The following is a 13,387-nucleotide window of genomic DNA, read 5'->3' as shown; positions in this document are numbered from 1 at the left end:
AAATTTTCAAATATAATCTCCTTTTTTAACTTACATCAGGAAAGACGAAAAACCGTCACGAAGTGGATGTAGAAGTCATTTCCGCCCCTGCTATCAGCACCACCACCCAAGTCCATATGATTATATATCACCAGCGCAGCTGGCCCCGACTGCGAAACCGTAAAGTTGGCAGCTAGATTATAAGCAACGCCGTTTCTCGGCACCGTAAATCTAGACACAACAACTCTTCCTCCCACTAACACTTCTAATATCGGCGGAACATTTGAAGGCTGAGGGCTAACATTTGATACCTGGCAACCAAAGTCATAACGGTGCGCCTTGTTAAAATTAAACACCTGCTCAATGACCGACCCCGAATTCGAGAGAGCTGGAGTATTGAAATATATTCCTCGGCCATCTAGTGTTCCGCTGTAGCCTCCTCTGCCTTTTGACCAAGAACCCATCCCTCTTCTAAAATCAGTAAGCAAGTCAACCCAAGAATCATTTAAAATGTAGTGATTTAAAGGAAAGGCTAGCCGTTGCTCATAAATACCGGTAAATGAAACATGACAAACAACATGTATCACCTGTCCTTTGGGAACACTTTTCAGCCAACTACGCAACACCCCTATATCTATTAAACCGCCGGCTGCTTGCGCCGCAGTTATTTCTGCAGCATTTAACACCCTCAAATCTGCCACACCTACACTGCTGCAGGTCAACCAGACCAGTTGTCCAGCTGTGCTCAATGGCCATTTACCTATCGCTGCTACTGCATTGTCGATGAACGTGTTCAGATCCAACGTACCGCCAGTTGCAGTTCTATTGATCACTGGCATTGGCAGCTTGGCCTGCTGAATAGTCTCGACCTTCACCGTCTGCACATAAGAAGGAATCACCTTATCGCGCCGTATGATCGAATACTTTAACTGGACCCTGCTGTTCACACTTTTTTGTACGACTTGCAACGCAGTAAAGTCAAACACTACTACTCCGCTCGCCTGACCATTTAGAGTAATCGCCGACTGAGTACCATTTTGAAAAATCCACAGCAATGTGATGACATCCGTCGCGAGCATGCCCGAATATTTGACAGTCACGGTAATATTTTTTTCAATCGCTAACGGGTCAACTGTCGTCTCTTGCGCAGAACTTTCCGCACCGTTAAGCATCGGATAAGACAAACTCGAAGGCAATAGCTGGATCCTGTAATTCGCCACCCCGAACTTTATTGCCGCCGGCTTACTTGGGATGCCAGGCAAACTCACCCAGAACTCTATACTAAACACCGAACCGTCCATGAGCTGGAGGAGCTTATCGACGGGTAATGGACAGAAAACACCTTTTATGAGTTCTTCGGCGGTAACATTTTTCGCGATGTAGAGTTGCTCGACGTACGGAGTATCATCATCAAACGTTCCAGTAACTGTCAGCCATACAGGTTGGCCCAACAGCATGAACGCCCATATCGGTATATGGATAAGAGCGTTATTACTGAGCAAATACACCGGTAGCACCGTCGCGCCTTCAAACCCGGGAATACTGGGAGTCGGCAGCACTGCGAGGGGTAATAATTTTACGTAAAGCGTGTCAAAGCTGTATACAAACTGCCCACGTCTAACCTCGCAATTAATAGCGATGTCGTTGCCGTCTTGGCGAATGCCTTTGGCAATCACATCTGCCGGGATAAGCACATCGATGCTATTGGTACTCGGATTACCGATTGTCACTCCCTCATATTGACTGACATCATAGTATCCATCCCATCTATAAAAAATTTGATCGCCCTTGCGCATCGATTTATAGCTGATCCGCAGAGTAGCACCATTTATCACATTTCTTGGCGCCAATGTTCCCGAGAGCGGATCAGCTTCAAGGATCTTAAGAACATCCAACTCTACCGGTAAGCCGATAGTGACATCCAACGCTCTGGAGCGAAGAATTTTTGAGGGTGTGCCAGCACTTTGCACGCTATAGCTGATACGCAGGCTACCGTCCTTGTTCTTTGCAAGGACTTCTGTGCTGACCGGAATCGATAGGGTTGTCAAAATCACACCGGCGATCGCGTTCGTCACGTCGATGATACCTGTGGCCGAACGCTGTGAATCTTTGCCGATCACGCTCCACGACACCTTGTCGCCAGCGACTGTACCTGGGTAAGGCACAAACATTAGCCACTCATCTCCTGCCACTGTGGTCGGATCAATGTTTGCGTCAACAGCATCGGGGACGACCATCTCGTTCAAGTCTTCAACGCGAGTACCAATCTCGACGCCCAGCAACTGCGATTGGCGGATAGAGGAGGGTTTACCGCCACCGTCGTCGGTCTCGTAATAAGCGTGGAAAACACCCTTATCTTCAAATACTTTCAACGACGTCTTCGGCAAAATGCGCGTGCCGCCCTGCGGACCTGCCAGTTGCCGAAAGGTCAGACGCTGACCGCCGCCGTCTTCCCGTATCTGCTCACAAACCAAGGTTTCCAGGTTTTTCGGGTCGTGGGGAGAGTAGACCGGCAGTTGCGCGGTTACGTCAGTATTAGAGGGGACGAGGCCCGCCTCATACGGGATCAATGTGATCGGTGGCATCAAGGTAGGCGTGCCAACCACATTCAACAATGTGCTACTTGACGTTTCTACAGGCCGCCCGGCACGTGTTAACTCGAACCATACCCGAATCCGCCCTCCCGCCAGATTCGTCACCATGCTAGTGGGCAGTTGTACAAGCTCTCTCCGGCGGTTCTTGTCGTCGACAGTCGGCAAACGCACGGTAGAGGTGACGCCGTTTTTATCGGTCGTTTGTACTACCACTGTAACTTTATTCAAGGGAGCAGGCGTCGGCCTATAAAATGTTAAAGGTACGTCTACCTGTAGCTTAGCAGCGCTGTGGATATCGAGATCGAGTTGGTCGATCACATCGCCATCTGCCAGAAAAAGCGGGAAAGGTAATAAGCCTGCCTCCATCTCACTGATCAATGGGATTGATTTCGAAAAAAAATATTTTCCCTCCGGTATATTACCCACAACATCCTCAACAGTGAAGACCACGCCAATCGGCCCGGAAGCTGAAATCTTGAGGAGGGTTTCTTCGGGAATCGTTATCTCGATTGGCAGATTGCGGCTGGCCTCTGTCGGGCTCACAACGTGCACATAGGGGATGCCATCCACGAAGATACTAATTTGGTCGTTCTTACGAATATTCAGATACGGTTGAATCATGACGACCAAGCCGCCTGCGATGACATCCGGGCTTATGATGTCATTCTCCTTCAGGTCTCGGAACCACATGAACAAACCACTGTGCCATGGTTCTTCGGGCCTGCGGTCGTGGCCTGCCGGGATGGTCTGCTTGAACAACATCATCTCGGTGGTCGAACGGCTCTCTTGCAGACTCGCAACGCGTAAGACCCTGGAGAAATACTGGAGGTCACCCTCGCCAATCTTATTTGCATCGATATACAAGAAATAACGGATTTCATCGGTAACGACGTTACTTGAGGCGATCGGTTGAGTCAGGTCACCAATGCGCAAACCAAGATAATCGCCCACAGCTAAATCACGCCAACGCTCAATGCCGAAGCAGGCAAAGGGCACCATGCCGCGCCTCCCCAAGCCTTGGGCAGACTTTTCAGGGTATAGAGTCTTGCTCAGATCGCGCGGTGGATATACCGAATAGGCAGGAGGCGTGAGCTCATCATACGGAACAGGAATAGTCGACATAACCATCACCTTGCTGGGGTTAGTTCGCGCCGGAGCGGCGCGACGGGACAAGGTGAATGAGGCGCCTGAGTCTGCAGGGTGATCTACTGTCAGAATTGACAGTGCCGACAAATGGTCGAGTGGCGTCAGAAAATAAGCGAAAGCTCGAAGGAGTCTTAAAATATCCAAGCCGCAATGGATGCGCGAGGTGAACTCGATGTATTTGCGCCTGGCCAGAACCTTAATCGAAAAAATGTAGACCGTGAAAAGCGCAGCCTACGGTTAGATAGGCTGCCTCATTTCACTCAGGTTTATTAATAAATTCTGATATTGCTGACCTCAAACGCCGAGTTCGTGATGAACTGTACAGACTTTATAGCCTTCGTTACTCCTGAATCGACAGGAATCGTAATGTAATAATAATAAGTGTTTGGAAAGCTCAACACTTTCTGCACAACCAAAACCCCGGCCTCATCCAAAAAATTGATGAATAAAGAGGGGTTCACAATGCCGATATTCCCACCTTTAAGATTAAACGTAATCCTGCGCGAGGTCCTATTGGCAACCACCAGCTGATAGGCCTGGAACTTAACGTCACTGGCGTAACCCACATAATTGTAGATCGTCAACCCGAACACAGAATCTGAAAAATAGTGTATATAGTCAATCGTATGAGCCTGACTCATAAATTTGATATCCAGGAGCGGGCCGGATATCGACTGGCCTGGCACCCGTTCTTTAGTAAAGAGCAACCAAACAAATGCCGGCAAGTTGAGTGGTGTAGTACTGACACGCAACCGCCCCCGTATTGGGACTATTAGCGATATAGGGTGCCCAATACCCTGGACACCCACTTCCGGAACTCGTCCAGCGCTGCCGCGAAAAAACCGGTGCGTGAGCGCCGTAAACCCGCAAAACGTCGTAGATGGCAGCATCAAATAGAGGACCGCCTCCAACGGAAGCTGCCCACCTCAAGGTCGTTTCCCAGTTCATTAAGTTATCATTCAGCGCCATCGTGAATACATTGGAGACATACACAGGGTAAGACGCGCTTGCCCCGTTCCGGTCCTTGGCGGTGATGACAGCCGATCCGTTCACATTACCCGTCACGTTACCCCCTGCATCTACCGACGCCACTCGCGGGTTACTCGAACTAAAGGTATACGGACCCAAGCCACCGGTAGGCACTCGGGACGCAGTATTGCCAATTGAGACCAAACCGGTTCTTGCCCAGGTTGGATTCTTGATAGCCACGCCAGATAAGGACATTGCCGTTGGAGCGATCTTCAACTGCCCCATAACGGTGTAGGTTGTCGGTTTGAATATCACTGGATATTCCGGCTTGGCATTGCCATCAAATGTCGCGAACACGTCCACTGTGATCGCACTGTTAATGCCCAGCCCCTCCAACCACGTTCTCAGCACCGGTACATTGACCAACCCTTTTGCTACATCTGTGGCCGTGACCACGTAGCCTGCCAGCACGGGCAGCTGCGCCACACCTGCACTTCGCAGATTGATCCAGACGCGCTGGCCTGGGGAGATAAGCTTCCACTGCGGCAAACTCAATGTGGCATTGCCGGCAAAGCCCGCAAGATTAAGAGTGCCCTTGTCGGCTATTACATTGATCAATGCCTGTGGCAAGCCTTCCACGGGAATCAGACTCACCGTCAACACCTGAGGCTCTGACGTAATCGTCTTGCTGCCCGATGTCACTTTGTAGCGCAAAGTGACGATTTTACCCACGCTCTGGGCGATGATCTGCGGGCTGATAGCGAAATCGACACGCCCGGCGCTCCCCCCATTCTGAGTAGCGATCTGGGCGATGGTCGCATCCGGAAAGATCCACTCCAGCGTCACGATCTGCGAAGTGGTCATGCCTGTGTACACTACCGCCACCACGGCCCCTGAGACATAACTCAGCGGTGCAATAGTCAGCGAAGGCAAGGACTTGTTATCGAAAGCGGGCGCCGGTAGGGTCGCTGGGACAGCCTGGACCCGATATTCGCGATGCCCGAACGATACCGCAGTCTCCGGCTCGTCTCGCTCTGCGAAACTCACGCTGAAATCAAGGCTGAGAATGGTGCCGTCTTTTAAAGCACGAAGCCTGTCAACGGGTACAAAAACGGAAACACCGTTCGCGAGTTCATCGTCGGTAACCTCATCGGCGAGGTAAACCGTCTCCACTAGCGGCTTGCCATCTGCCAGGGTCCCTCTGATGGTCAAGAATTTCTTTTGATTTTTCCGAATGAAGATCCACTTGTTGACTTTGATCGTCGCCTCATTGCCCAACGCCAATAACGGGAAGACCATATCGGTGACGTTATTGAGCGTCGGCAGCGGCAGCGCTGTTACCAGCAATAAGCGCAGCGCCAACGGCTCGGACCTGTAGGTCGTTTGCCCACGAGTAAAACGGTAACTTACCGTGATGTAGTTGCCCCCCTCACGAATAGCCAGCGCGATAATGTCGGGTGGGATACGGACATCTACAGTGTTCGTCAACGGATCGCCCTTGGCAGTAACTTCAGTGATGCTGATGCCAAATTCGCCTTTCCAACTGACAATGATGTCGTCGTCAGCCCGCATGGTTTTGTAACTGACCCGCACGGTGGCGCCATTCAACACGTCCTTGGGATACAACTGGTCTTGCAGGACCTTATCGGCCTCGAGGACTTTCGGCAGTGCAAGCACAAGCCTTGGCCCCACGGTGAGGTTAAGCACCTCGGAGCGCAGGAACGTGTCTGGTGTGGTGGCTGTACCCGCCTTTTTCACGCTATAGCTGAAAGCTACCAGTCCACCGACGTTCCCAAGCAAGACCTGCGGCTTCAATTCAATCCACAGTTCCGTCAAAAGTGGACCCTCGGTCGCAGCGTCAATCAGAATACTGCCACAGTCCGAGCTATCGGAGTCCGCGCCAATCGCGGTCCAGTAAAGGGTGCTGCCAGGACTTGCGCCTATGTAGGGGAACGACATCAGCAACACGGAGCGTTTCACGTCTTTGGGGTCGATGTTGCCACCCTCGGCAAACTTGATAGCCGGCGCTGGCAAATCGATAACCCGAAAGCCAATTTCGGCGGTTCGACTCTCTGACTCACGAATCGAAGAAGGAAGGCCCCGACCGTTATTGGTGCGGTAGAAAATCGAGAACGGGCCTTTGCTATCAAACTGCTTGAGATCGTCCTTGCTCACGTCCCGCACGCCACCCTGTGGCCCGGCCAGTCGCGTCTGGACATGCAGCAAACCACCGCCACCCGACTCCCCCTCCTGGAACACGAGAGCTTCCAGCCAACTGCCATCATGGGGTTGGTACGTTGGCATCGTGACAGCGATATCCGTATCCATCGGAATCAGCGTGCCCTCGATCGGCATGATCTGCGGCGCGGGCATCCTGCTCGGCGTCCCCACCACCGAGACCTCCGTGCTGCCCGACCGCCCCAGCAGCGCGCCGGTGGATCTGTTCACCTCGACGTAGGCCAGAAAGCGCCCGCCTGCCGCCTTCTCGATAATGGAACCGGGCACATTGATCGGCTCGCCCCTGAGGTTCTTGTCGGGAACTGCCGGCAAGCGCACTGTTTCGTCCGGTTGGCCTGCCTGGATAATGGTGATAACAACCGTGACCATATGGCGCGGGTTAGGCACTGTGGTGTATCGCGGCAGCGTGGGTTTTAACGCAAAGACGGAGCGGCTTTGCGTATCAAAATCGACTTGAATCGCCTCGTCGGTGTCCACAGTAAAGATCGGCGGTTCATACAGTTTGGTGTCCAGTTCCACGCGTACCGGGTAGGGTTTGGAGAACTCGTATTTACCGCCAGACGTATTCCCCACCACATCCACAACCTTGAACACGACGTACACCAGCCCATATTGATTGCCTTGGGCGATCACGTCGGCAGGCACCTCGATCCGAAGCGGCCCGGCACCGGCAGCATCCGCGGGGCTCACAATGTAATCGAAGTAAATCCCGGCCCAGACAATGCTGATGGTGTCGTTCTGGCGAATGTGCTGATACTTTTCAATCAGGCACCACACTCCGTTCGCAACGCCATCTGCAGTGATGATCGAGCCTTCCGGCAAGCCTTCAAGGGACAGTTTCAACTCGCTGTGCCACGGCTCCCAGACTCTGAGATCGTAACCGCCCGGCAACGTTTGTTTGAACAGCGCCCACAGGGTGGGTGAGCGGCTTTCCTGGCGGCTGGCGGCACGAAGCACCCGGGAAAACACTTCAACGGTGCCCTCCGGTACTTTTTCCTTGTCGACCGACAAGTAGTAACGGTCAGTGACATCCTGAACGAACGCCGAAGCTGCCGGGTTATTCAAGTCCTTGATGCGAACAGCGTAGTAATCACCTACTGAAAGATTATGCCAAGCCTCAATCGCCATGGTCAGTTTGCCAAAGGACATGGCGCTGGTACCTACACCCCACGCCGCCTTTTCAGGATATTGGGCGTTGGTCAGGTCAACTGAAGGGTAGGCGGAATAAGGGTCAGACGGGAGATCGTCATACGATGGAACAGGAATAGTCGACATAACCATCACCTTGCTGGGGTTAGGTCGCACGGGAACGGCGCGACGGGGCAAGGTGAATGAGGCGCCTGAGTCTGCAGGGTGATCTACTGTCAGAATTGACAGTGCCGACGAATGGTCGAGTGGCGTCAGAAAATAAGCGAAAGCTCGAAGGAGTCTTGAAATATCCAAGCCGCAATGGATGCGCGAGGGGAACTCGATGTATTTGCGCCTGGCCAGAACCTTAATCGAAAAAATGTAGACCGTGAAAAGCGCAGCCTACGGTTAGATAGGCTGCCTCATTTCACTCAGGTTTATTAATAAAGTCTGATATTGCTGACCTCAAACGCCGAGTTCGTGATGAACTGTACAGACTTTATAGCCTTCGTTACTCCTGAATCGAAAGGAATCGTATTGTGATAATAAGTGTATGGAAAGTTCAACACTTTCTGCCCAACCAAAACCCCGGCCTCATCCAAAAAATTGATGATTAAAGAGGGGTTCACAATGACGATATTCCCACCTTTAAGATTAAACGTAATCCTGCGCGAGGTCCTATTGGCAACCACCAGCTGATAGGCCTGGAACTTAACGTCACTGGCGTAACCCACATAATTGTAGATCGTCAACCCGAACACAGAATTTGAACTATATTGTATATAGTCAATCGCATGAGCCTGACTCATAAATTTGATATTCAGGAGCGGGCCGGATATCGACTGGCCTGGCACCCTAATATATTGCATAGGTGCAACGCCCAGACTGACGAAATCGTAAATCTTCAGACGATACGTTGTATCCTTCATCGGCAGCGCATCTGACTCCTTTGCGTCAGTACCAAATCCCACCATGCTGCTCAGTAAAATCTGCCCTTCGTTAAATGCCGACTCCAGCCAACTTCTCGATACAGGAATATTGATCAACCCTCCTTTTACCTCGCCCGCCGAAACCACATGCCCCTCAAGTACGGATAATGGCAAGGACTCCTTGCTGCGCAAGGTTATCCACACCTTCTGACCGGAAGCAATAAATGGCCAGGCAGGTAATGCCAGGGTCAATAAACCAGGAATATCCCTCAGATCGAGTGTGGCGCCATCCGGCAAGTTGTTAATCCGCGCCTGAGGTAAGTTCGACACGGGGATAGTTTGCACCGTCAAAACCTGAGTGTCTGACGGAGTGGTCCTGGTTCCTGTCTTTACGTTGTAACGCAACGTAATGTCCTTATCCATACTTGCAGCAATAATTTGCGAACTGATGGGAACGTCGACCCGACCTCCACTTACCCCACTCTGTGCAGTAATGGCAGCAAGCCTGCCGTTCGGGAAAATCCATTCAAGGGTGATGACCTGTGCAGTGGTCATGCCTGCGTACTGTACGGCCACAAAGGCGCCACTCACGTAACTCAAGGGAGCGATAGTCAGTGCTGGCCCTGGCATGTTGTTGAAGGAGGGAGCCGGAAGGGTCGCCATCACCGCTTGAATGCGATATTCGCGCGTCCCAAACGGCACTTGCGTATCCGGTTGGTCTCTTTGTGCGTAGCTGACGCCAAACTCAAGACTCAGCACCGAACCGTCCTTGAGCCGTCCAAGGCTAGTCACATCACCGAATACGCGAATGCCATGCGCGACCTCTTCTGCGGTGACCTTGTCGGCCACGTATAGCGTCTCGACATACGGTTTTCCATCCGAGAAAGTGCCCTTGACAGTCAAAAACTTCCTTTGGCCTTGCTGGATCAAAATCCACGGAGCGACTTCTATCCTCGCCTCATCCCCCAACGCGAGCAGCGGGAAGACCACACCTCCGACCCCGTTGAGCATCGGTGACGGCAGGGTCGTGACCAGCATTAACCTGACGTTCAGTGGCTTGGACCGATACGTGGTTTGCCCACGGGTAAAACGGTAATCCACTTTAATGTTGTTGCCTTTTTCACGAATAGCCAACGCGATAATTTCGGGTGGAATGCGCACATCAACACTGTTCGTCAGCGGGTTGCCCTTGACGGACACCTCCGTTTGGCTGATGCCAAACTCTCCTTCCCACCGGACGATAATATCGTCCATGGCCTGCATGGTTTTGAACTCCACCCGCACGGTGGCGCCGTTCAACACATCCTTGGGATACAGTTGATCCTGGTAGACTTTATCGGCTTCCAATAACTTCGGCAGCTCCAGCACCATACGTGGACCGACGGTGAGGTTAAGCTTTCTGGAGCGCACGTACACACCCGCCTTGAGCACGCTATAGCTAAACGCAATGACGCCATCGATATTTCCGAGCAAGACTTGCGGTTTCAGCTCAATCAGCAGCTCCGTCAAAAGTGGACCTTCGGTCGCAGCGTCAATCAGAATACTGCCGCAGTCCGAGCTATCGGAGTCCGCGCCAATCGCGGTCCAGTAAAGGGTGCTGCCAGAAGTTGCGCCGATGTACGGAAACGACATCAGCAAGATCGAGCGTTTCACATCCTTGGGGTCGATGTTGCCGTCCTCGGCAAACTTGATGATCGGCGCCGGCAAATCGGTTTCCCGAAAACCGATCTCGGCCGTCCGACTCTCTGACTCACGAATCGAAGAAGGAAGGCCCCGACCGTTATTGGTGCGGTAGAAAATCGAGAACGGGCCTTTGCTATCAAACTGCTTGAGATCGTCCTTGCTCACGTCCCGCACGCCACCCTGTGGCCCGGCCAGCCGCGTCTGGACATGCAGCAAACCGCCGCCACCCGACTCCCCCTCCTGGAACACGAGAGCTTCCAGCCAACTGCCATCATGGGGTTGGTACGTTGGCATCGTGACAGCGATATCCGTATCTATCGGAATCAGCGTGCCCTCGATCGGCATGATCTGCGGCGCGGGCATCCTGCTCGGCGTCCCCACCACCGAGACCTCCGTGCTGCCCGACCGACCCAGCAGCGCGCCAGTGGATCTGTTCACCTCGACATAGGCCAGAAAGCGCCCGCCTGCCGCCTTCTCGATAATGGAACCGGGCACATTGATCGGCTCGCCCCTGAGGTTCTTGTCGGGAACTGCCGGCAAGCGCACTGTTTCGTCCGGTTGGCCCGCCTGGATAATGGTGATAACAACTGTGACCATATGGCGCGGGTTAGGCACCGTGGTGTATCGCGGCAGCGTGGGTTTTAACGCAAAGACGGAGCGGCTTTGCGTATCAAAATCGACTTGAATCGCCTCGTCGGTGTCCACAGTAAAGATTGGCGGTTCATACAGTTTGGTGTCCAGTTCCACGCGGACCGGGTAGGGCTTGGAGAACTCGTATTTACCGCCAGACGTATTCCCCACCACATCCACAACCTTGAACACGACGTACACCAGCCCATATTGATTGCCTTGGGCGATCACGTCGGCAGGCACCTCGATCCGAAGCGGCCCGGCACCGGCAGCATCCGCGGGGCTCACAATGTAATCGAAGTAAATCCCGGCCCAGACAATGCTGATAGTGTCGTTCTGGCGAATGTGCTGATACTTTTCAATCAGGCACCACACTCCGTTCGCAACGCCATCTGCAGTGATGATCGAGCCTTCCGGCAAGCCTTCAAGGGACAGTTTCAACTCGCTGTGCCACGGCTCCCAGACTCTGAGATCGTAACCGCCCGGCAACGTTTGTTTGAACAGCGCCCATTGGGTGGATGAGCGGCTTTCCTGGCGGCTGCCGGCACGAAGCACCCGGCAAAACACTTCAACGGTGCCCTCCGGTACTTTTTCCTTGTCGACCGACAAGTAGTAACGGTCAGTGACATCCTGAACGAACGCCGAAGCTGCCGGGTTATTCAAGTCCTTGATGCGAACAGCGTAGTAATCACCCACCGAAAGATTATGCCAAGCCTCAATCGCCATGGTCAGTTTGCCAAAGGACATGGCGCTGGTACCTACACCCCACGCCGCCTTTTCAGGATATTGGGCGTTGGTCAGGTCAACTGAAGGGTAGGCGGAATAAGGGTCAGACGGGAGATCGTCATACGATGGAACGGGAATAGTCGACATAACCATCACCTTGCTGGGGTTAGTTCGCGCGGGAGCGCGCGCGACGGGGCAAGGTGAATGAGGCGCCTGAGTCTGCAGGGTGATCTACTGTCAGAATTGACAGTGCCGACGAATGGCAGCCTGTTCGAAAAAACCAGGCCTTGATGAATTCCTGTTGAATCGGCCGCAGCGCACGCTTTTTCTTACATATTTTTCACGATTTATTCACACCCTGGGCCGTACTGTGAAGCCTCATCCGTTACAAATGCTGCACATTAAGAACCCGCCGCCCCAGCGGGTTTTTTTTGCCTGCAATTCGAGCTCAGCGCGTTGCCCTCGTCACAGGCGCTGCAGCTTCTTCACGAATGACGCGCTGGGTGTCCAACACCCTGGCCAGCGCGGTTTGTGCTTCGGGGCTTTGCTGCGGCACACGGATCGCGGCCGACACCAGGGTAATCAGCTTGGCCATCACCTCGGCGTCAGTGGCCGGGCGACCAAGACTCATGGAGTTCATCAGCAGGCGCAGTTCGGTCCCGGCCATCACGCCGGAAATCGCCTTGAGCGCAAACTGCAGGCGCACGCCCAGTTCATTACGCGGCAGGTCCGGCAGCGCCAGGGCAAAAGCTTCGAAGAAACGCTGGAACACCGGCTGGTAATGCACCTTGAGGTATTCCTGGATAAACGGCGATGTATCGCTGTACACGCGACCGAGGAAGCGGATGAACGAGCGCCCCTCCCCGCTGCCCGGGTCGCTGCGCTCCAGGCCCATGGCCGGGGCAAACAGCACGCCGAGCAAGGTATCGCAGTCGAGCGGCCCGTCGGATTCGGCCTCACAGCGCGCGAGCAATTCCAGGCGCTGCTCGTTGAGCGGCTCGAGGCGCTGCATCAGCAGGGTTTTCATCAGGGAGTCCTTGTCCCCGAAGTGATAGTTCACGGCGGCCAGGTTCACCTGGGCACGCTCGGTTATCTGCCGTAACAAAACCGCGTCGTACCCGTACTTGATAAAGAGTGCCTCTGTCGCATCCAGCAATCGAGTCTTGGTAATGTTTGGCGTGCTGATTTTCTTAGCGACCATAAAGGTTCCACGGCGGAAATATTGTTTTAAAAAATAATTTGATTTTTTATACCGGGGCTGTCCCTTGAAAGCAAGTACTGACAGGTTGCCATACGATCGAAAGCCACGGTCCACGGGCCTCCAAACAGTAGTCGAGCGCGTGCTCGGCGGCGGCGTCCAGTTGT

General features: G+C 53.3%; 4 protein-coding genes. All 4 read right to left on the bottom strand.

Annotated elements, in window-relative coordinates; translation table 11 throughout:
* Positions 1-35: 35 nt before the first annotated feature.
* Complete coding sequence (locus ACXX81_RS07520; protein WP_458571434.1) at positions 36-3,695, bottom strand: hypothetical protein; 3,660 nt, start codon at positions 3,693-3,695, stop codon at positions 36-38.
* 717 nt (positions 3,696-4,412) lie between these two features.
* Positions 4,413-8,201, bottom strand: a complete 3,789-nt coding sequence (locus ACXX81_RS07515; protein ID WP_458571433.1) for an immunoglobulin-like domain-containing protein — start codon at positions 8,199-8,201, stop codon at positions 4,413-4,415.
* A gap of 293 nt (positions 8,202-8,494) precedes the next feature.
* Positions 8,495-12,169, bottom strand: a complete 3,675-nt coding sequence (locus tag ACXX81_RS07510) for a YncE family protein (protein WP_458571432.1) — start codon at positions 12,167-12,169, stop codon at positions 8,495-8,497.
* Between the two features lie 301 nt (positions 12,170-12,470).
* Positions 12,471-13,223, bottom strand: a complete 753-nt coding sequence (locus ACXX81_RS07505) for a TetR/AcrR family transcriptional regulator (protein ID WP_209982879.1) — start codon at positions 13,221-13,223, stop codon at positions 12,471-12,473.
* Positions 13,224-13,387: the final 164 nt, after the last annotated feature.

The organism is Pseudomonas sp. GNP013, assembly GCF_054343995.1.
This window is presented reverse-complemented; position numbering and strand designations above follow the sequence as displayed.

What these genes read in the sequence shown, in the direction of transcription:
- ACXX81_RS07520 (WP_458571434.1), bottom strand. Translation starts at nt 3,695, where the DNA reads ATGTCGACTATTCCTGTTCCGTATGATGAGCTCACGCCTCCTGCCTAT.
- ACXX81_RS07515 (WP_458571433.1), bottom strand. Translation starts at nt 8,201, where the DNA reads ATGTCGACTATTCCTGTTCCATCGTATGACGATCTCCCGTCTGACCCT.
- ACXX81_RS07510 (WP_458571432.1), bottom strand. Translation starts at nt 12,169, where the DNA reads ATGTCGACTATTCCCGTTCCATCGTATGACGATCTCCCGTCTGACCCT.
- ACXX81_RS07505 (WP_209982879.1), bottom strand. Translation starts at nt 13,223, where the DNA reads ATGGTCGCTAAGAAAATCAGCACGCCAAACATTACCAAGACTCGATTG.